Source organism: Streptomyces sp. NPDC060366 (genome assembly GCF_042725135.1).
GTDB lineage: Bacteria > Actinomycetota > Actinomycetes > Streptomycetales > Streptomycetaceae > Streptomyces.
Genome location: NZ_JBHXDC010000001.1, coordinates 32,420 through 54,299, shown reverse-complemented (window position 1 = coordinate 54,299; position 21,880 = coordinate 32,420). Strand labels below are relative to the sequence as shown.

The window sequence follows — 21,880 nt, the reverse complement described above, 5'->3', positions numbered from 1 at the left end:
CGGACGCCCAAGCCGTCCGCCGAAGGGAGCGATGCGCCGAGGAGATTCACTCGACCGTTCTTTGAACCATGCCTCAACACGAGTCGTCATCTGCGGGTCCGTGCGTCGTCACGCTCCCGCAGTGAGGAGAAGCATGAAAGCGAAGACATGTGCGGCAGTGGTGGCCCAGGCAATGCTGGGCCTGCTGCTGGCGGGTGCCGCCACGGGCACCGCGCACGCCGCCGCCGCCACTTACTACGTGTCACCCAGTGGCAGTGACAGCAACAGCGGTCTGTCGCCGGACCAGGCCTGGAAGTCGACCGGGAAGGTCAACGGCTTCACGTTCCCGCAGGGTGGTGCGACCGTCTCGTTCCAGGGCGGGCAGACGTTCACCGGCTGCCTGGCCTTCAACGGGGACAAGGTGCCCGGGTCGTCGGCATCGACGCCCTTCAAGGTCACCTCCTACGGCACCGGACAGGCCACCATCAAGTCCAACTGCACGGGGGACTACTCGGCGGCGGTCGCCGCGGACAACGTGAGCGGCTTCCAGTTGCACAACCTGAAGCTCGTCAACGGCGGCACGACCGCGGCCGGTGTACTGCTGCAGAACCAGAAGACGTCGACGGCGACCAAGAGCCTCAAGGTGACCGGCTCCGACATCTCCGGCTTCGCCACGCCGAGCGGCAGCGGCAGTACCTTCGGCGGCCAGATCATGGTGCTCGGATACGCGGTGAACGCCAACAGCGGGCCGTTGGACGACGTGCAGATCCTCAACAACAAACTGCACGGTGCCAGTGTGACCTCGAACGCCGGACCGGGCATCTACGGCTGGGGTTCGGGGGTCAACATCACCAACGTCAGGGTCGAGGGCAACACCGTCTACAACCTCGGCATGGCGGCCCAGAGCACGGGAGCCGCGCTGACCGCAAACGGCTGGGACGGCGCGGTCATCCAGCGCAACCTGGTCCACGACATCGGTGCCAACGTGACGTCGTGCGGCGGCGCCAGCGGCATCATGACGTACACCTCGAACAACGTGAAGATCCGTCACAACGAGGTGTACAAGGTGCAGCCGGTTCCGGCCTTCACGGCCGGGTGCGACTGGGACGGGATCGACCTCGACGGCGGCACCACGAACTCGGTGGTCGAGTACAACTACACGCACGACAACGCGGGCAGCGGTCTGCTGGCCTACACCTCGACAGCCGGCTCGCGGGTGTGGGGACCGAACACCTACCGCTACAACGTCTCCGAGAACGACGACTGGGCGAACGCCCAGGGCGGTCTGTTCGACGTGGTGCCCAACGCGCCGAAGAACCCGCTGTCGATCTACGGCAACACCTTCTTCACCAACAAGGACCAGAGCGCGAACAAGCGGACGGGCGCCAGCGCGTGCTTCATGTTCGGTTACGCCTCCGGGACCTGGGCCAGTGGTTCGCAGATCAAGGACAACATCTGCCACATGGCCAACAAGGGCACGTACGGCAAGACCGGCCAGCTCTACTACAACCCCAACGGGCAGACCGGGATGACGCTGTCGAACAACCTGTACTACGGGACGAACACCGGCGGTTGGCGCTGGGGCGGTACGACACACGCCGACTTCGCCGCGTGGAAGGCGACCGGCCTGGAGTCGGGCTCGGTGTGGGGTGACCCCCTGTTCACCTCGCCCGGTGCGGGTGGCGTCTGCTCGTGGTCGCCGACCTCGGGCACGGGGCCGCAGCCGTGCCCGCAGGCCTACACCCTCAAGTCCGGTTCCCCGGCGCTCAAAGCGGGCACGGCCGTGTCCGGCAACGCCGGGGTGGACTACTACGGGACGGCCATCCCGGGCACCCCGAACATCGGGGCCGACGCCGGATAGGCCCTGACCGCACCTCGACCGGCGGTCGGCATCGGCCCGCGACGCCCACGGCGACAAGGGCCGGCGCCGACCGCGCGTGAGATCACAGCGTCCAAGAAGCGGGCGTGCTCTGTTACGGGCTCTGCCGCGACGGGCCGGCCGTCGCGACGGCGGCTGATCCTTCACCACTCGGTCACGCCTCCGACGCCCCACGGCCATCAGTAGCGCCCAACTGCGGCTTTGTCGTTGGCAGTTCGTATGATGCCGCAATGGCAAGTCACGGGGATCTCATAGCGGGGCGCTACCGCATCACGACGCCGCTCGGACGCGGCGGCATGGGCACGGTCTGGCGGGCGGAGGACGAACTGCTCGGCCGGGCCGTCGCCGTGAAGGAGCTGCACATCGACGCGGGCCTCTCGCCCGTCGAAGCGGAGAACAGGCGCGGACGCACTCTGCGCGAGGCGCGCTCGGTCGCGCAGGTGAAACATCCGGGCGTCCTCGTCCTGCACGACATCGTCCAGCACGACGAGCAGCCCTGGCTCGTGATGGAGCTGATCGACGGCTGCTCGCTCGCCGACCGGATCGTGGAGGAGGGCCCGGTCGCGCCCGCCGAGGCCGCCCGGATCGGCCTCGCCCTGCTGGCCGCGCTGCGCGCCGCGCACACGGCCGGAGTGCTGCACCGTGACATCAAGCCCGCGAACGTACTCCTGGAGGCGGCCACCGGGCGGGTGGTGCTCTCCGACTTCGGGATCGCGCAGGTCGACGGGCAGGCGACACTGACGGAGACGGGCGCGTTCGTCGGCTCCCCGGAGTACACCGCTCCGGAGCGGATGTCGGGGAAGCGAACCGGTCCGGAGTCCGATCTGTGGTCGCTCGGCGTGCTGCTCTGCGCCGCCGTCGAGGGCGAGTCGCCGTTCCGCCGCGATTCGGTGGTGGGGGTGCTGCACGCGGTCGTGATCGACGAGATCAAGGTGCCCGACTCGGCCGGTCCGCTGCTTCCCGTCCTGAGCGGACTCCTTGAGCGGGATCCCGGCCGGCGGCTCGGTACGGACGAGGCGGAGCGGGCGCTGCGCGGTTTCCTCGCGGAGGAGCGGCTGCCCACCGTGGCCCACACGCCGGTGGCCCGCGTGTCCGGTGCGCCGCTGCCTTCCGGAGATCCGGTCGTGCTCGGCGCCACCTCGGCACCGGCCGCGCGCACCCGGGTCCGTACGGCGCTCCTCGTCGGAGCCCTGGTGACCGCCCTGGCGGTGGGCGGCACCGGCGCGTGGGTCATGACGAGGGACGACTCCGCCGCGGGGTCGGGGGCGACGGAGGGCGGCGGTTCGGCGGACAAGGTGCGGGAGCAGCAGTCCGAGGGGGCGACGGAGAAGGCTTCCGACGCCCCCGAACCGCTCACCGACGACACCGGCAAGCCCACACCCGTGCCCTCCAAGAAGGCTCCGAAGGACCCTTCCGAGCCACCCGCCGACCCGGCCCCCAAGGGCTATCGGACGGTCTCCGACCCGGCCGGCTTCACGATGGCGGCGCCCACCGGTTTCGTCCGCTCCAACGAACCGCCCCGCGTGTTCTACAACTCCCCGGACAACGCCTTCCGTATCGGTGTCCACCCCCAGCCGCTGGACCCGAACGGCCCGGTCGCGGTGATGAGGGCGGCGCACGAGAGCGGCCCGTCGGACTACCCCGGCTACCGGAACGGTTCGGTGCGCGAGACCACGCACAACGGATTCCCGGCCGCCGTCTGGGAGTTCACCTGGGACGGCGGCGCGGGCGACGGCGGCCCGCGCCACACCTACGACCTGAGCTGGGACGAGGGCGGCAAGATGTACGACCTGTGGGTCTCCGCCCCGGCCGGGCGGGCGGCGGAAGGCGAACGCCACTTCGTCGAGGCGCACAGGTCGTTCGCACGGGCGGGTTCCTGACGCGGGACGAGACCCTGCCGACGCGGCCGTCATTTCAGGTAGTTGTAGACGGTGGCGCGGGAGACGCCCAGGATGTCGGTGAGTGTGCGAACCGCGTTCTTCACGTCCAGGAAGCCCTCGTCCCGCAGATGGCGGACCATCTTCCGCTTCTCCGTGGAGTCCAGGGCGTGCGGCGTCCGGCCCCGTTCGGCAGCGAACTCCTCGGCCAGCGCGCGGAGTTCGACGGTCGTACGGGCCCGCAGGGTTTCGGTGAAGGACCGCTCCTGCTCGTCGGTGCGGACCAAGTTGTGCAGGCTGCGGGCGACGGTGGTGAACAGCGAGACGTCGAGATTCAGGCAGATCGCGGCGACGTACTCGCCTTCGCTGTTCCTGATTCCGATGGAAGTGCTCTTCGCCGGGCGGCCGTCGGGAAACGTGTTGGGGTAGTTCTGGATGACGTTGGGATAGTTGGGGTCCCGGATACGGGCGATACCGAGTTCGGTGGCCGGATCGCCGACGGAGCGGCCGGATTCATTGTTCTCGATCGCGCGAATCGAGTGCTCCGGATTCCGCAGGTCGTGCAGGACGACTTCGCACAGGCCCGGGAACATACGGCCGATCGCGGTCACGATCGTCTCGGCCTCGCGAAGCAGCAGTTCGTCCTCGGTCATGTGACGATCCTCCCCATCGCGGCGGCGGCCTTGAGACCGGACCCGGTCAGTACGACAACGGTCTTCTCACCGGGGCGGATCGCTCCCCGCGCGACGAAGGTGTCGATCGCGGCGGCGGCCGAGGCGGAGGTCGGTTCCGCGTACAGTCCGATCCCCGCCAGCCGGCGGGTCGCCGCCATGATGTCGTCCTCCGGGATCGCGACGGTGTCCCCGCCCGACCGGCGGATGGCGTCGACGACCTCGGGCAGACGGATGGGCGACCTGATCGCCGTGCCCTCGGCGACGGTCGGCCCGAAGCCCCCGATCTCGCCGCCCTGGAACGCGGCGTGAATGGGTGCGCACCGTTCGGGCTGAGCGACCAGCAGCCGGGGAAGCCGCTCGATGTGGTCGGCGGCGAGGAGTTCGCCGAACCCGAGATCGCAGCCGAGGACGATACTGCCCGCTCCGGCCACCGTGACGACCGCGTCCGGCGCCACGAAGCCCAGGTCTTCCCAGAGTTCGTAGGCCAGAGTCTTGGTGCCCTGGAGGAAGAAGGGGTGCCAGTTGTGGCTGGCGTAGACGGTGCTCCGTGCCTCACGCACCGCCCGCTCGGAGGTGGCGGCCCGGTCGCCAGGCACCATCGCCACCTCGGCGCCGTACGCCCGCGCTTGCAGGACCTTCGCCGGGGACGTCCCCTCCGGGACCAGGATCCGGGCCCGGATGCCGGCGGCGGCGCAGTAGGCCGCGACCGAGGAGCCGCCGTTGCCGGAGCTGTCCTCGATCACCGACTCCACTCCGGCCTGAGCGAGCAGCGACACCATCACGCTGGTTCCGCGGTCCTTGAAGCTCCCGCTCGGATTGAACCATTCGAGCTTGAAGCGCACGTCCTGGTCGCCCCAACGCCCCTCGATCAGTGGGGTACAGCCCTCGCCGAGCGACACCGGCCGGGCGAAGGCACCGGGCAGCGCGGCGCGGTAGCGCCACAGGGAGCGGGTGGCCCTGTCCACGCTCTCCGGCCCGATGCCCGGCCGTGGCCGGACGGTGAGGGGCGCTCCGTCGTCGCCCTGCCAGCGCCGTGCGTCGAGCGGGTAGGTCCGGCCGGAGCGGGGGTCGAGATAGACGTCCATGGTCACTCCCCAGGGGTAGACGACAAGTCTAGCCATGGACGAAACGTCCATGACGTGGGGTCGTCGACAGACATTGAATTTCGCCCGTCGAGTACCGGTGGGAATGCCGCCACAGCGACCTGGGCGGGGGCCTCACCGGACGCGTGCCTACGATCTGGAGGACGGGTCCGCCCCGCGTGTGACCGGCCCGTCGAGCGCCCGTCACACCTTCCACCTCACCCCGTCTGACCTGGTCTTTCATGGTGTCGGACCGTACTGTCGTCGGATCGGGAAGGGGATCTGATGGACCGGAACATACGCACGGTCGACGATGTGCTGAAGCTGCTGGACGGCCTGTTCGCGCCGGAGGCCGACCGGTGGACGCGCGGGGCCTCCGACTGGTGGGACGCCTTCTACGTCGACCGCTCGCGGGAGGTGCCGTTCTTCGTCGGGAAGCCGGACGAGAACCTGGTCTCGTATCTCGACCGGGGCCTGGTCGCTCCGCCGGGCCGGGCGCTCGACCTGGGCTGTGGACCGGGACGAAACGCCGTCCAACTGGCCGCCGCCGGCTTCGAGGTGGACGCGATCGACCTCTCACCGACCGCCGTCGCCTGGGCCGAGGAGCGAGCCCGCGAGGCCGGAGTCGACGTACGGTTCCGCCAGGGCGACGCCTTCGATCCCGACGGGCCGGGTCCGGAGGGACCGTACGACCTCATCCACGACTCGGGCTGCTTCCACCATCTGCCGCCCCACCGCCGTATCAGCTATCTCGCCCTGGTCGAACGAGTCCTCGCGCCCGGCGGACATCTCGCCCTCACCTGCTTCGCGTCGGGCGCGATGGGATCCGAACTTCCCGACCGCGACTTCTATCGACGCTCCGGGCTGCACGGCGGTCTCGCTTACACACCGGACGCACTGCGCCGGATCTTCGCCGGCCTGACGGAGATCGAACTGCGCCGTATGCGCGACGAACCGCCCGAGTCCGCCAGCTTCGGCGAACCCTTCCTCTGGACGGCTCTCTTTCAAAAGCCGGGCGGGCATCAGACATAGGCTGATATGCGGCGTATCGGGCGCCGTTCGAGGTGTGACGTATGCGCTGCGGACGGGGCGGCGGGGGGCGCGGGGTGCCGCCCGCCGGTGATGTTCATCCGCGCGTAATCGGAAGCCGAAGTCGGGCGCCGACACTGGAGTCGAGGGCGCGTGGCGCGCGGTACGGGGGCTGGGGCGGGGTTCGTTGGCCAGGTGGCGGGACCTCGAGGCCGTCGCACCGCTGTGAGCTGCGGTTCTGTCGGACCGGGAGGTATTCGGAGTCGGCTGTTCCGGGTGTGATGTGCCTTGTGTGTCACGGCCTGGCGCGAAAGGGCGATGCTTATCAATTGTATCGGGAACGGACCGGAATGGGTGAAAGTTCCCGTGCGGGGGTGGTGTTGGGGTTGAGGGGGCGTGCGGAACGGGAGGCCCGTGCTCCGCAAAGAGGCCTTGGATGAGAGGGAGTCCAGTGGTTATGGTAGGTACCGGCCGGTGGTGAGGGAGGCGGGGACGCGGCGTGCTGCCCCATTCGGTAATCATTTTATCGTTTTTGACCCCAGATTGCCGACAGCGAGGCAATTGAAGCCGGCTGCGGACCCTTGAGGTCGGTTCATTTGACTAAGCGATTGTGGCTGGTGGAGCATGTTTCCTGCGACAGGATTCGCTCTTTCGGCAGCTTCTGACCAGAGTTCGCCCAACGGGTCCTGATGTCGCAGGTTCAGAAGTGTTCGGGGGAACAGGGGGATAGGCGTGATACTCGCCGAACGAGCACGTGTGCTTTCCGAACTTCAGGAATTGTTGCAGGATGCCCGAGCGGGTGACGGAAGCGTCGTATTGATCACGGGGCCCGTTGCAGTGGGGAAGACGGAATTAGCGCACTCACTGGCCGGTAGTGCGGAGAAGGAAAGTCAGCTGCTCGTGCTCCGTGCGCAGGCGTCCGCCTCCGGTAAGAACCGGAATGCGGATCTGCTGGAGCAGTTGACGGAAAGTCTTCAGTCGACGAATTACTGGGCGGACGACGAACTCCCGCTCACCCGACGTGGAGTCGACCGCACTCCGTCTCGTGTCGTGTACGAGATCGCCCGCTGTTCGAAGACGATTCCGCTGCTCATCGTGCTGGACGATCTTCAGCACAGCGATCCCGAGTCGCTCGACGCGATTCTCCATCTCATCCGGCTGTCGCGTACTTCCCGCATCATGCTCGTGCTGGTGGTGGCCGAGGGGTCCCAACTCCTCATTCCGCTCATTCACGCCGAGCTTCTGCGTGCGCCGCACTGCTGGCGCAAACGGCTGTCTCCGCTGTCGCCCTCGGGTGTGGCAGAGGTGGTGACCCGGGCCTTCGGCCCGGACGTGGCGGCGCGGACGGTGGACGACTACTACCGGTACAGCGGCGGGAACCCGCTCGTGCTGCGCGCGCTCATCGAGGAGCAGAGCTCGACCTCGATCCTGCGCAGGGCGGACGGGGAGCCGGCGGCAGAGGCCGTCGGCGAGCTGGAGGCCGGCCAGGTTTCGGCGTTGGCCGTCTTCACCTCGCTGCACCGTGGCGGTGCCGAGACCATGGCGGTGGCCCGTGGTATCGCGCTTCTCGGTGTCGCGGCGTCGGTGGAGCTGCTGGCGCTCGTCCTGAAGGCCGACGTCGACCACGTCGCCGGGCGCGTCATGGCGCTGGAAGAGGCGGGATTGTTGAATGGAGGTCAGTTCCGCCATCCGGGAGTCGCCGAAGCGGTGCTTTCCGACCCGGAATTCACTCAGCTCCAAGTGCTGAGGTACGAAGCGGCGAGAGTGCTGGAAGCGGAAGGGCACAGCCGGCAAGTTGTTGCCAGACAACTGGTTGCCTCCAGGGCTGTGACCGAGCCCTGGACGGTCGACGTTCTCCGTGAATCCGCCGTGGAGGCGGTCAGTCAGAACGACTGGTCCTTCGCTTCCAAATGTCTGGACCTGGCTCTGCAGGGACAGATGAGTGAGGCGGACAAGGGCCTGCTCATCACGGACCTGCTACAGGTGCAGTGGAAGCTCAATCCGGCCCGGTTGATCAAGTACTTGCCGGAATGCTTCCAGCTTCAGCAGGCGGGACACATTCCGGATCTGCGAGTCGTGGCCGTGCTCAAGCTGTTCCTCTGGCACGGTCATGTCGACGAGGCCGCCGAAATAGTGCTCGACATAGCGCGCCGGGGCGAGGGGAGCGAAGTCCAGCAGCAGTTGTACGGATTCCTGGAGTGGGCGCGCATGGGCCATCCGCCACTCTACAAGCGTGTGCGGGAGGCCAATCGTTCCCTTCTTCCGGCGCTCGCGGAATCAGCCGGATACGAACTGCCGCGTCCTGTCACCGCCCTGCGAACAGCGTTGTCCGACGAGAATCACCGTGAGGCCGCGACAATCGCGGAGGAAATTCTCGCGGCGGAGCCGGCGGACAGCGATTCGGCGACCTCCGCGCTCCAGGCCCTGCTCTACGCGGACGAGCTGGTGCTGGCGGAGAGCTGGTTCGAGCGGACGATGCGGGACATGGAGGCGTTCGACTCCATGGGCTCGCGTGCGATCCACTACTCGATCTGGGCGGAGACGGTGCGCAGGCGAGGAGACCTCCAGGCCGCGGAGCGGAACGCCGCGACCGCGCTCAGATACATGGCCCCACGTGCCTGGGGCGTCGCGCTGGGGCTTCCGCTGGGAACGCTGGTCGCGGCCCACGCCGCCCGGGGGAGCCTGGAAAAGGCCCAGGAGTACCTCTCCTGGGTCGTGCCCCGCGGCATGTTCCTCACCGTCTTCGGTCTCAACTACCTGGAGGGGCGCGGACGTTACTTCCTGGCCGCCGGTCAGTACGCTGCCGCGCAGCAGGATTTCCTGGAGTGCGGCGAGTTGATGAAGAGGTGGGACCTGGACATACCGTCGCTCGTCTCCTGGCGGGTGGGTGCGGCCGAGGCGGCCCTGGCGCAGGGCGACCGGCGCGAGGCCCGGCGCCTCATCGGCAAACAACTGCACCATCCGAGGGCGCAGTCGCCGCGTCTGCGCGGCATGGCGCTGCGGGTGTACGCCCCGCTGGTCGGGCGCCATCACAGGGTGGCGATGCTCCAGGAGGCGGCCGATCTGCTGTCCGACGGCAGTGACCGCTACCAGCACTTCCTCGCCCTGACCGATCTGAGCCGGGCCCACCAGGGCTCCGGGGACGCGGCCGAGGCGCACATCACGAGCCAGCGGGCCTGGCGTGGCGCCGTACGCTGCGGAGCCGAGCGGGTGGCCCGGACGCTGCTGCCCGAGAGTGCGCGAACCGCCCCGGTGGAACCCGAGGAGCCACCCGCGGACAGCCAGGACGCGGTCCAGCTCAGCGAGGCCGAACTCCGTGTCGCCAAGCTCGCCGCGGCGGGCGAGACGAACCGGGAGATCTCCGTGAAGCTCTTCATCACGGTCAGTACGGTCGAGCAGCACCTCACCCGCGTCTACCGGAAACTGCAGGTCTCCGGCCGCGCGGACCTGCGCGACTGCCTTGCCTATCGCCTGACTTGCGGCTGACGGGCGGGTCGGAGGGCCGGCGGGCTCCGGTGGGAGACCGTCGGCCCGGTCAGACGTCGTAACCGAGACCGGCCCAGAGCTCCCGTTCGCCGGGGGACGCGGGCCGGGCCTCCAACGTGTCCGGGTGCCCGGCGGGCGGCCCGTCGCACATCCGTGGAGCCGCGCCCTCCTCCGGGCCGGTCCCGGCCGGGGCCCGGTCCGGCTCCTCGTCCGCGGTCGGTACGGCCATGCCGCCCCACGCGCCGGGGCAGAAACTGAGCCCGAAGATCGCGAACTGCTGAGCGGCCCAGCGGAGGAACGGGAGCATACCCATGTCTGGAGCCCTTTCGTCGGGCCCGCCGGTTCTCCTTCAGGCACTCGATGCGGTGCCATGTTCGGTCGTGACTCTAAAGCGGGAATTAAGAGGACGCACCGCTTCCCGCCGTTGCCCCCTCGCCGGCCGACGCACCGAACTCGGCCGGAGATTAAGGCAGTTCGCCGCTTGCCGACGCTGTGACGCACTGGCAGACTCCTCAACAACTGTTGAGCACATGCATCCCTTAACTGGGGTTTTCTTCGTCACGAGGAGTCCTACGGTGCCGTCCCCCACAACCGCTCCCGACACCACCGCGCCGCCGCCCGTACCGGCCCCGGACACGGCCGCGACGCGCCGGATGCTGCTCGGCCCCATGGCCATCGGTCTGTTCCTCGTCCTCGCCTTCGCGGGGCTGATGATTCCGGCTCTCCAGGACCCGAAACCACATGACGTGCCCATCGGTGTCGTCGGCCCGGCCGGCACCGGTGACAAGATCGACCAGCAACTCCAGGCGGGGAGCCCGGACGCCTTCGACGTCACCTCCTACGGTTCCGAGGGCGCCGCCCGGGACGCGCTGATGGACCATGAGATCTACGGCGCCATTCTGTTCACCGCTCCGCAGGAGCCCCCCACGCTCCTGGTGGCAGGAGCGGCCGGTGACGCGCCCGTGCGCGTCGTGACCGCCGCCTACGAGGAACTCACCCGCCAGGCGGGCGCCCCAGGAGAGATACAGGACGTGGCGCCCCTCCCCGAATCCGACTCACGGGGCGTCAGCGGCCTGCTCCTGAGCATCGCGCTGGTGATCGGAGCCCTCCTCTTCCAAGCGGTGCTCAGCCTGATGGCCGCGCGCCTCCCGGCCCGCAAGCGGTTCCTCGCCGGACTCGGTTACGCCGTGATCGCCGGAGGCGTCGGCGCGCTGCTCGCCGGACCCGTCATCGGCGCGTTCGACGGCAGCTTCCCGCAGCTCTTCGGTGTCGCCGTACTCCTCTCACTGGCCGTCATCGGCGTCGTCGCGGCCTGCCAGGGCCTGCTCGGTGTGCTCGGCGTGGCCGTTGGCGCGCTCGTGGTACTGCCGCTCGGTGTCTCCTCCTCGGGAGGCCCGGTGGACTACCACTTCCTTCCCGACTTCTACTCGACCATCTCCCAGTACATGCCGATGGGCAGTGCCATCACCTCGCTGCGGCGCATCTTCTACTTCGACGGCAACAACGTGATGACCCCGCTGCTGACGCTCGCCGTGTGGGTGGCCGCCGCCTGGATCATCGCCCTTGTCGCGGAGCGCGTGCGGCCCTTCCGCCCGGCCGTGCTGGTGGTCCCCGTCTCGGAACTGCCTCCCGGTTACCTTCCCGACCGCCGTTCCGGGCGGGCGAGTTGACGACCGCTTCCCACGGCACGGAGCCGGGAGTCCCGCCCACCCGCCGGGAGCTGATCCTCCAGGCGGCCGTCGAACTCTTCGGCCGGCGGGGCTTCCGTGGCACCACGGTCCGTGCCATCGCCGAACAGGCGGGGGTGGACCCGGCCCTGGTGATGCACCACTTCGGCAGCAAGGAAAAGATCTTCTCGGTGGTGATCCGGGAGGCGATGCGCGCCGACGCGTTCCTCCCGGAGCCCGGCGAGGGCACCGACTCCGCTCCCGGGCGGAAGCTGCTGCGAGCCTTCCTCGTCCGCTGGGAGGCTTCGGCGGCCAAGCCGTCACCGCTCATGGTCGTCTTCCGCTCGGCGATGGAACACCCCGAGGCGTCGCGGCTGTTCAGCGAAGTGGCCAGCGGGGAGTTCCTGCTCCCGCTGGCCACTCGGCTGCGCGCCCCCGATCCGCACCTCCAGGCCACGGTGCTCGGGGTCCTGCTGGTCGGACTGGTGACCGGGCGCTACGTGGTCCGTGTCGAACCACTGGCGAGCCTGTCACTGGACGCCGTGGTGGATCTGTTCGGACCCCATGTCGACCGGATGATCGGCGACTGGATCACTCCGGAGACGGAGACCGCCTAGCCGGGGACGGTGCGCCGGGCCGCTTCAGGACTTGCGGCCCAGCGTGCCGTTGAGCAGCGACTCCACGACCTTCAGCCGCTGCAACTTGCCGCTCGGCGTCTTCGGGAGCGACCCGCGGGGCACGATCTCCACCCGGTCGGGACGCAGACCCGTCTCCTCGGAGACGCTCCGCACGACCGCTTCACGCAGGGCGTCGGCCTCGTCGCTGGCGTGGAGCTTGGACTCGACCACGATGGTCAGCGCCTCCGTGCCCAGCACGGGGTCCGGGCAGCCCACGGCGGCGACCGCGCCCGGATGGGTGCCCGCGGCGTTGCTCGCCGCGGTCTCGAAGACATACGGGTGGTAGTTGCGGCCCCCGATGATCACGACGTCCTTGACACGGCCGGTGACGTAGAGCTGGCCGTCGTCGAGGAATCCCTGGTCGCCGGTGTGCAGCCAGCCGTCGCGAAGGACCTTGTCCGTCTCGTCCTTCTGCTGGTAGTAACCGGACATCAGGGAGGGGCTGCGGAGCAGGATGTCGCCCTGCACCCGGTCGGACACATCCGTACGTGACTCGTCCACGACCCGTATCTCCGTCCCCAGCACGGGTGTTCCCGACGAAGCCAGCTCCTGGCGGTCCGGGTCGTCAGGACCGGCCTCCACCACCTTGCCGGTGTCGGCCAGTACGTCCCGGCGCACCGTCGTGGTGATCATGGGGTCCCCCGGCACACACATGGTCGCCGCCAGCACGGTCTCGGCCATGCCGTAGCACGGCATCATGGACGTCGCCCGGTAGCCGTAGGGGCTCAGCCGCTCCGCGAACCGGCGGAGCGTGGCCGCGTTGACGACCTCCGCGCCGTTGCCGGCGACCCGCCACGCGCTGAGGTCCAGGCCGGCCAGCTTCGCGTCGGGGATCTTCGTGGCGCACATCTGGTACGCGAAGTTCGGCGCCGAGGTGAAGGTCCCCCGGTAGCGGTGGATCGCCCGCAGCCACCGTTCGGGCCGCAGCGCGAAGGACAGCGGGGGCATGGAGGCCACGGGAAGGCCGTGGAGGAACGGCGCGAGGTTGCAGCCGATCAGACCCATGTCGTGATGCAGCGGCAGCCAGGTGACGATCAGCTCGCCCGAACGGAAACAACGGTCACCGATCGACGCGGCGTTGGACATGATGGCCCGGTGCGTCAGCGCCACCCCACGGCTGTTACCGGTGGTCCCCGAGGTGAACTGGATCAGGGCCAGGTCGTCCGCGTCAGCCCGTACCGATGTCGGCACGTAACCGCCCTCGAAAGGCGGCTCGATTATCTCGACGCCCGCTTCCTGGCACGGACCCGTCACCGCGTCACGGAAGGACGGCGCGGAGATCACGGCACGCGGCTCGGCCCTGCTGATCAGCAGGCGCAGCCGGTCCGACCAGCGCTGACGCCGCATCGTGGACAGCGGGGGCTCCGACACGAACGGGACGGCGCCGAGCAGGAAACAGCCGTGCAGCGCGGCGTAGGCGTCCGCGCTGGTGTCGAGACAGATACCCACCCGGTCCCCGGGCCGGACGCCCGCCTCGGCGAGAGTGGTCGCCGCCGCGCCCGCACGCTCGACGAGTTCGGCGGCGGTCAGCCGCACGGTCCGGCCCTCGGACTCCTCGATGTAGCACATCGGCTGGTCGGGGTAGAGCTCCGCTCGCTCCAGCAGGGCGGCGCCGATGGTGGGGGCAGACGTCAGGGCGACGCGCTCCGCCGGCGCATCGGGCCGGTACTCCGCCCGGTCCTCGTGCACGTCCTCGATCGCTGCGACAGATGTCATGAATTCATCCCTGTGATTGTGCCCGGTGACGTACTCCGCGCGCCGCAGGGTGACGCGGCCGTCCGGAGACAAGGAAAGAAATACTGCTTTGTGCAGGGCGCGTGAGATTTCCTCGCACGGCTCGTGCACAAATTTACGCCGCTTATCTCGGGGTGACATGCGGCAAGCCTCAACCTTGCCCAAGGGGAGTGTCGCAGTCAAGAAGTTCAACAGCGCCGTGCGTCAGCTTTAGGGCTGTTTAAGAAAGACGCTAGACGCTGGCCGGAAACTATGGCCAATAGTGTCGCCGCGTGCTGTTCGATCAGCTACCTCGAAGGGTACCCATACTGTGCTCGCTCTAGTCTTTCCCGGTCAGGGTTCGCAGCGTCGAGGTATGGGTGCGCAGCTCTTCGAGGCGTTTCCCGAGCTGGTCGTGCAGGCCGACGAAATCCTGGGATATTCCATCGAGACCCTCTGCCGGGAGAATCCGGACGGAAATCTGGAGAAGACCCAGTACACGCAGACGGCGTTGTATGTCGTCAGTGCGCTGAGCTATTTCGAGCATCTGGATTCCTCCGGCGAGATCCCTGACTTCCTGGCCGGACACAGCCTCGGTGAGTACAACGCGCTTCTCGCCGCAGGCGTATTCGACTTTCCCACCGGATTGCGGGTGGTCCAGAAGCGCGGAGAGCTGATGTCGCGCGTGAACGACGGCGGAATGGCCGCCGTCGTGGGCCTCGACGCAGACCGGGTGGCCGAGGTACTCGCCGGCCCCGGACTGGAATCGCTGTCCGTCGCCAACTACAACAACCCCGCCCAGATCGTGATCGCCGGACCCCGCGACCGGATCGAGGCCGCCCGGTCGGCGTTCGAGGAGGCGGGGGCCGGGCTCTACACCGTCCTGCGGGTCGGTGGAGCCTTCCACTCCCCCCATATGGCCGGTGTCCAGGAGGAGTTCGCGGAGTTCCTGGGCGGGGTCGAACTGGCCGCCCCCACCGTGCCCGTGCTCTCCAACGTGACCGCGCGACCGCACGGGCCCGACGTCGCAGACCTGATGGTCAGTCAGCTCACCCGGCCCGTGCTGTGGACCGACAGCGTGCGCCACCTGATCGACCAGGGCGTCGAGGACATCCGGCAGATCGGACCGGGGCGCGCCCTCATCGGACTCGTACAGGCCACCCAGCGGGACGCGGCCGAGCGCCGCGCGCAGGAGCGGAGCGCAACCGAGGACCGGGCGGACGACACGACGCCCACCCCCGCGCAGCCCGACACCACGCGGTCCGCCACCCCGACGCCCGACACCGCTGCGACGGCGACCGCCGATACCGCCGGGGAGCGGATCCGTACGCTGCGGCTGCGCCGTCCCGCACGGGACCGCGCCCAGGGCACCGGCCACACCGAGGAACAGCTCACCGCCCAGCTCCTCGCCGATCTGCGGACCATCGTCACCCGCGTGCTGACGACCGACCCCGGAGCGCTGCGGGCGGAGACCGAACTCAGCGCCCTCGGCTTCGACTCCATCAAACTGATCGAGTTCGCCGACCAGCTCCGCGAGGAGTTCGGCGTCGACCTGACGCCGTCGGTCTTCTTCGAGTACTTCACCATCGGCGCGTTCACCGCACACCTGCTCGCCGAGCACCGGGACACGGTCGTGGCCCGCTACCGGGACAGCGCAGCGGGCGGCGCGGTACAGACGCCCCGGGCGCCCGCCGAGGCCGCCGGGCGTGCCCGGTCCGGCGCCGTACCCGCGCCCCGTGACGGCACCGCCGCCGCGGCGGGCGGCGCACCGCCCGCCGCAGGTACCGGCGCCGACGCCGTCGCCATCGTCGGGGTGAGCGCCGTCCTGCCCGGCTCCGCGGACCTCGACGAGTTCTGGCGGCACCTGGTCGACGGCACCGAACTGGTGACGGACACCCCGGCCGACCGGTGGCGGGACTGGGCCGGACCGGAGCGCGCCCCCGGGGCGCGGGGCGCGCTCATCAAGGACTTCGACACCTTCGACTGCCGCTTCTTCGGAATCTCGCCCGGCGAGGCCGAACTGATGGACCCTCACCAGCGGATCTTCCTCCAGACCGTGTGGAAGGCGTTCGAGGACGCGGGACGGCGCCCAACCGAACTCGCCGGCACCCGCACCGGTCTGTTCGTGGGCCACGGCTCCATGGACTACGTCGAGGTCCTCGCACACAGCGCGGCGGGCACCCAGTCCCACACCGCGACCGGGCTCGCGCACTCGATCCTCCCCAACCGGATCTCCCACCAGCTCGACCTGCGCGGACCGAGTGAGTCCGTCGACACCGCCTGCTCCTCCTCACTGGTCGCCCTGCACCGGGCCGTACGGAGCCTGCGCGAGGGCGAGTGCGACCTCGCCGTCGCCGGCGGCGCGAGCATCCTCATGAGCCCCACCCCCTTCGACTCCTTCCAGCAGGCCGGAATGCTCGCGCCGGACGGGCGCTGCAAGACCTTCGACCGTGCCGCGGACGGCTACGTGCGCGGCGAGGGCGTCGTCGCCGTCGTACTCAAGTCACTCGACAAGGCCCTCGCGGACGGCGACCACGTCTACGCGGTCGTGCGCGGCAGCGCCGTCAACCACGGCGGGCGCAGCGCCTCGCTCACGGCGCCCAGCCCGGACGCGCAGGCCGACCTCATCGCCACCGCGTGGCGCCGGTCCGGACTCGACCCGGCCACCGCCACCTACATCGAGACCCACGGCACCGGGACCAGCCTCGGCGACCCCATCGAGATCGAGGGCCTCAAGAAGGCGTTCGCCACGCTCTACCGGGACTGGGGCCACACCGAGCGGGCCGAACCGCACATCGGTCTTGGCTCGGTCAAGACCTCCATCGGTCACCTGGAAGCGGCGGCGGGACTCGCGGGCGTCGTCAAGATGCTGCTGGCGCTGCGCCGTGAACGGCTGCCCGCGCTCCGGCACTTCGGCGAACTCAACCCCTTCATCCGCATGGACGACAGCCCGTTCAGGATCGTCGACCGCACCGAGGCGTGGCCGCGTCTGACGGACGGTGAAGGGGCCCCGGTCCCACGCCGCTGCGGTGTCAGCTCCTTCGGCTTCGGCGGCACCAACGCACACGTGGTGCTGGAGGAGTTCATCGCCGCGCCGGCCCCGGACGAGGCCGCGGACCCGGCGGCCGGACCGTATCTGGTGCCCCTGTCCGCCCGTACCCCCGGCGCCCTGCGCGAGTACGCGGACGCGGTGGTGCGCTGGCTGGACGAGCACGCGCCCGAGAACGGGGCACCGGCCTTCGATCTCTCCGCGCTGGCCGACACCCTCCAGCTCGGCAGAGACGCCATGGACGAGCGCCTGGCCCTCGTGGTCGCCGACACCGACGACCTGTACGACGGGCTGGTCCGCTATCTGCGCGGCGAGGACGCCGACACGGCCTGGTACGCGGGCAACGCGGCCGGCGCCGGCGCGCTCTCCGGCGTCCTGCTGAGCGACGCGGAAGGGGCCGCCTATCTCCAGGCCCTCCTGGACCGCGGAGCGACGGACAAACTGGCCCGGCTGTGGGCCGCCGGCGCGGACCTCGACTGGCGGGAGCTGCGCGGCGACCGCCCCGTCCGCCGGACACCGCTGCCGACCTACCCCTTCGAACGGCGCCGCTGCTGGCCGCAGGACCTCGCACCCCGGCAGGCCGTGACGCCGACCGGAGCCGCGCCCGTCTCCTTCGCGGGCGTGCCCGTCGCCCCGGCGGGCCCGGCCGCCCCGGTGACGGACGAACAGGTCGGCGCCCACCTCGCCGCCGTGTTCGCCGAGACCCTGAAGTGGCGCCCGGAGGAGGTCGACCCGGGCGTCGCCTTCGACGAGCTCGGACTCAACTCGCTGGTCATCGAGCAGCTCCGGCGTCGCCTGGTGGCCCACTACGGCCCCATCGACAGCACGACGTTCTACGTCTACAAGAACCTCGCCGACCTGACCAGGTACGTCGCGGGGAAGGCACGCGCCGAGGGCCTGACACCGCCCGCCGTGGGAGGGCAGGGAACCGCCCTCGCTCCCGCCCCGGCACTCGCTCCCGCCACCGCCGTCGCGCCCTCGCCCTCGCGCCCTGTCTCCACCCCCTCCGCCGCGGCCGGCACCGGCGGCGGTGACATCGCCATCATCGGCATGAGCGGGCGCTATCCGAAGGCCTCGTCCCTGGCCGACTACTGGAGGAACCTCCTCGACGGACGCGACTGCGTCGGCGAGATCCCCATGGACCGGCCCGGCTACCGGCGCTACGCCGAGCTCGCACGCGAGCGCTACGGCGACAAGTGGTACCGCTGGGGCGGGTTCCTCGACGACGTCGACGCGTTCGATCCGCAGTTCTTCCAGATCTCGCCGCGCGAGGCACGGGCACTCGACCCGCAGGAGCGGCTGTTCCTGGAGACCGCGTGGGAGACGCTGGAGGACGCCGGCTACACCAGGAAGAGCCTGGCCGACCCGACGGCGGGCGACGCGCGGGGATCCGTCGGTGTCTTCGCCGGAGTGACTTTCAACAACTACCAGATGTTCGCGGCGAACGATCTGGAGCACGGGCAGTGGCAGCCCATCAGCTCGCAGACCTTCTCGATCGCCAACCGGGTGTCCTACCTGTTCAACCTGGGCGGCCCCAGCCTGACCGTGGACACCGCCTGCTCGTCGTCGCTGTACGCCATCCACCTGGCCGTCGCGAGCATCAGACGCGGCGAATGCGAGACGGCGCTGGCCGGCGGCGTGAACCTCTCGCTCCACCCGAGCAAGTACATGATGCTTGCCGAAGCCGGTTTCCTGGCCGAGGACGGCCGCTGCCGGGCGTTCGGCGACGGCGGCACCGGATACGTACCCGCCGAAGCCGTGGGCGCGGTGCTGCTCAAACCGCTGGAGCGCGCCCTGGCCGACGGAGACCAGGTGTACGCAGTCATCAAGGGCTCCGCGGTCAACAGCGACGGCCACACCTTCGGCTACAGCGTGCCGAACCCCGTCGCCCAGAGCGAGCTGATCACCGCGGCACTGGCGGACGCCGGAGTCGGCGCGGAGACGATCAGCTACGTGGAGGCCCACGGCACCGGCACCAGCCTGGGCGACCCCATCGAGATACGCGGTCTCACCGACGCGTTCGCCGCTTCCACCGACGCCCGCCAGTTCTGCGCCATCGGGTCCGTCAAGTCCGGCATCGGGCACGCCGAAGCCGCGGCCGGTATCGCTCAGGTCACCAAGGTGGCGCTCCAGATGCGGCACGGCGAACTGGTGCCCTCCCTGCTCCACTCGGCCACGACCAACAGCAACCTGGAACTGGAGAGGACACCGTTCAAGGTCCAGCGGGAGAGGACACCCTGGGAGCGGCCCCGCACCTCCGGCCCGGCCGGGGGTGAGCTGATCCACCCCCGCCGCGCGGGCATCAGCTCCTTCGGCGCGGGCGGCGTCAACGTACACCTGGTGCTGGAGGAGGCACCGGCCGTCGCCACCCCGCCGGCGCCCGCGCGTGACCTCGTCCTCCCCCTGTCCGCCCGCGAGCCCGAGACCTTGCGGGACCTGGCCGCACGGATGGCCGGCCATCTGCGGAGCCTGCCCGCCGGAGCGATCCGGGTGGCCGATGTCGCCCACACGCTCCAGAGCGGTCGTGAACCGATGGAGCACCGCGCGGCGTTCGTCGCCGACGACCTCGCCGGGATCCTGAAGGGGCTGGACGAGATCGCGGCGCCGACCGGCGGCCCCTCATCCGTCAGCACGGGGCACTGCGAACCCCGTTCGACCCCGCCGCCCCTGGCCGACGGCGCGTCACCCCGCGAGGTCGCGTCCGCGTGGGTCGCGGGCGCGGCACCGGACTGGGCCGCGTACCTGCGGGGACTGTCGCCCCGCCGCGTCTCCCTGCCGACCTACCCCTTCTCCCGCCGCCGGTACTGGATGGCGGAAGCCGGACCGACCGCCCCGGCGCCCATAGCCGCGCCCCCCGCGGTCGCGGCCGACGCCGACGCCCGGCCCGGTGACACGGGCGAGACCCTGCTGAACCGGCTCGCCGACCTCCCCGAAGGGGAGCGCAATCCGGCGCTCGCCTCCTACCTCCAGACCGAACTCGGCCGCCTCCTCGAATTCCCCCCGGACGCCCCGCCGGACCGCCGGCGCGGCTTCTTCGACCTGGGCATGGATTCGGTGATGTCGGTGCGGCTCGGCAACACCCTGGAGGAACTCCTGGGCATCGAGCTGTACACCAGCGTCACCTTCGACTACCCCTGCGTGGACGACCTCACCGGGTTCCTGCTGGAGCAGCTCGACCTCGACACGCCCGAGCCCGCCGCGGAGAGCGTCACGCCCACCCGCGTCGAGACCGTGCCCGTCCAGCGCACCGTCCACTACCGGGTGGACTGGGAGCCGGCGGCCGGTCCGCCGGAGAGTGACGCCCGGCTCACGGGCTCCGTACTGGTCTTCGACCCGGACGGACGGCTCTCCGAACTGGCGCGGGAGCGCGCCGGGGACGGCGCGCGGATCGTCACCGTGCGCACCGGCGACACCTTCGACGGCTCGGCGGACTCCTACCGGATCCGGCCGGACCACGACGAGGACTACGCGTCGCTGCTCGCCGCCCTGGGAACCACACCCACCACCGTCATCCACGCCTGGCCGGGCCCCGAGGCCGGTCTCACCTCGGCGTTCCGCCTCACCCAGGCGCTGATGCGCGGCCGAGTCTCGCGCCCGCTGCGGCTGCTGCGCGTCGAGACGTTCGGCGGTGAGAACCCCGACGCGATGGCGGAGGCGTTCGGCGGATTCGCCCGCTCCGTCCGCCACGAGAACCCGAATCTGGTCTACCAGGCGCTGACCGTCGCCGTCACCGGCGACCCGGCCGCGGACGTCCTGCGCGCCTGCGTCGACGAACTGGCCTTCGACGACGCGGTGGAGGCCGAGGTACGGCACGACCGGGCCGGGCGCTGGACCCGCCGGCTGCGTGAACTGGCGCCCGCCACCGGGACGCCCAAGGTCGCCGTACGCGACGGCGGCACCTATGTGATCACCGGCGGCGGTGGCGGCCTCGGCCTCATCTTCGCCGAGCACCTGGCACAGCGGTCCCGGGTACGACTCCTGCTGCTCGGCCGTTCCGAACTGGACGCCACCCGCCGGGAAGTACTCGACCGGATCCGTTCGCTGGGATCCGAGGTGGTCTACGAGAGCGTGGACGTCAGTGACGCCGCCGAAGTCACCCGCGTACTGGACGAGGCCCGGGGCCGCTGGGGCCGGCTGCACGGCGTCATCCACTCGGCCGGAGTCCTGCGCGACGCGCTGATACTGAACAAGAGCGCCGGGGAGATCGGCACCGTCCTGTCCGCGAAGATCGACGGCGCACTCGCCCTGGACGAGGCGACCCGCCTCGACGAACTCGACTTCTTCATGACGTTCTCGTCCCTGGCCGCACTCGCGGGCAACCCCGGCCAGGTGGACTACGCGTTCGCCAGCCGGTTCCTCAACGCCTTCAGCCGCGGCCGCGAGCGGCAGCGCGCACAAGGCGAGCGCTCCGGCGCCAGCATCACCGTCGTATGGCCCTTCTGGCGGGACGGCGGAATGCGCGTGGACGCCGAGACCGGCGGCTTCGTCCGCAGGCGGCTCGGACTGGAACACCTGCCGACGGACGCGGGTGTCGAAGCGTTCGACATCGCCCTGCGCACCGCCGAACCGGAGATCGGAGTGGTGCTCGCCGACCGCGAGAAGCTCGACCGGGTCCTGCGGATCGAACGTCCCGAGGAGAGCCCCGACGACGTCTCTCCCTCCCGCACCACCGCTGTGGAACTGCTCGACACCTTGGAGGAACTGGGGCTCTGAGAGCCCCGCTGGATCGGGCCGTACCGGCGGGCGACCCCCGGACGCCCCCGGGCAA

At 69.9% G+C, this 21,880-nt stretch carries 11 protein-coding genes; 7 read left to right on the top strand and 4 right to left on the bottom strand.

Annotated elements, in window-relative coordinates; translation table 11 throughout:
* Positions 1-133 precede the first annotated feature (133 nt).
* Positions 134-1,840 carry a right-handed parallel beta-helix repeat-containing protein gene (locus ACFWHU_RS00120; protein WP_387222685.1) on the top strand — a complete coding sequence of 569 codons (1,707 nt, stop codon included), beginning with the start codon at positions 134-136 and terminating at the stop codon, positions 1,838-1,840.
* A gap of 248 nt (positions 1,841-2,088) precedes the next feature.
* Positions 2,089-3,738 carry a protein kinase gene (locus tag ACFWHU_RS00115; RefSeq protein ID WP_387222683.1) on the top strand — a complete coding sequence of 550 codons (1,650 nt, stop codon included), beginning with the start codon at positions 2,089-2,091 and terminating at the stop codon, positions 3,736-3,738.
* A gap of 29 nt (positions 3,739-3,767) precedes the next feature.
* Here the strand turns inward: ACFWHU_RS00115 and ACFWHU_RS00110 are convergent, their stop codons facing one another.
* Together ACFWHU_RS00110 and ACFWHU_RS00105 are read right to left on the bottom strand one after the other, a co-directional pair.
* Positions 3,768-4,388 carry a transcriptional regulator gene (locus ACFWHU_RS00110; RefSeq protein WP_385793361.1) on the bottom strand — a complete coding sequence of 207 codons (621 nt, stop codon included), beginning with the start codon at positions 4,386-4,388 and terminating at the stop codon, positions 3,768-3,770.
* Complete coding sequence (locus tag ACFWHU_RS00105; RefSeq protein WP_387222681.1) at positions 4,385-5,530, bottom strand: pyridoxal-phosphate dependent enzyme; 1,146 nt, start codon at positions 5,528-5,530, stop codon at positions 4,385-4,387. The genes ACFWHU_RS00110 and ACFWHU_RS00105 overlap by 4 nt, the downstream gene beginning before the upstream one ends.
* Positions 5,531-5,776: 246 nt before the next feature.
* On the opposite strand from ACFWHU_RS00105, the gene ACFWHU_RS00100 reads away from it, so the two are divergent.
* On the top strand, positions 5,777-6,523 hold the full coding sequence (locus tag ACFWHU_RS00100; protein WP_385793364.1) for a class I SAM-dependent methyltransferase: 747 nt from the start codon (positions 5,777-5,779) through the stop codon (positions 6,521-6,523).
* Between the two features lie 729 nt (positions 6,524-7,252).
* A complete protein-coding gene (locus ACFWHU_RS00095) occupies positions 7,253-10,006 on the top strand; it encodes an AAA family ATPase (protein ID WP_387222678.1) in 2,754 nt (917 codons plus the stop codon).
* A gap of 49 nt (positions 10,007-10,055) precedes the next feature.
* Here the strand turns inward: ACFWHU_RS00095 and ACFWHU_RS00090 are convergent, their stop codons facing one another.
* Positions 10,056-10,319 (bottom strand): hypothetical protein, encoded by a 264-nt coding sequence (locus ACFWHU_RS00090; RefSeq protein WP_385793366.1) that lies wholly within the window; start codon positions 10,317-10,319, stop codon positions 10,056-10,058.
* Between the two features lie 262 nt (positions 10,320-10,581).
* Between ACFWHU_RS00090 and ACFWHU_RS00085 the strand changes: the two genes are divergently transcribed.
* Positions 10,582-11,676: a hypothetical protein gene (locus tag ACFWHU_RS00085; RefSeq protein ID WP_387222675.1), complete on the top strand. Its 1,095-nt coding sequence runs from the start codon at positions 10,582-10,584 to the stop codon at positions 11,674-11,676.
* Positions 11,673-12,290, top strand: a complete 618-nt coding sequence (locus tag ACFWHU_RS00080; protein ID WP_385793368.1) for a TetR/AcrR family transcriptional regulator — start codon at positions 11,673-11,675, stop codon at positions 12,288-12,290. The genes ACFWHU_RS00085 and ACFWHU_RS00080 overlap by 4 nt, the downstream gene beginning before the upstream one ends.
* Before the next feature lie 24 nt (positions 12,291-12,314).
* Here the strand turns inward: ACFWHU_RS00080 and ACFWHU_RS00075 are convergent, their stop codons facing one another.
* Positions 12,315-14,066, bottom strand: coding sequence for a fatty acyl-AMP ligase (locus ACFWHU_RS00075; protein ID WP_385793369.1), 1,752 nt, complete (start codon positions 14,064-14,066; stop codon positions 12,315-12,317).
* Between the two features lie 280 nt (positions 14,067-14,346).
* Between ACFWHU_RS00075 and fabD the strand changes: the two genes are divergently transcribed.
* A complete protein-coding gene (fabD, locus tag ACFWHU_RS00070; RefSeq protein ID WP_387222673.1) occupies positions 14,347-21,825 on the top strand; it encodes an ACP S-malonyltransferase in 7,479 nt (2,492 codons plus the stop codon).
* Positions 21,826-21,880 lie beyond the last annotated feature (55 nt).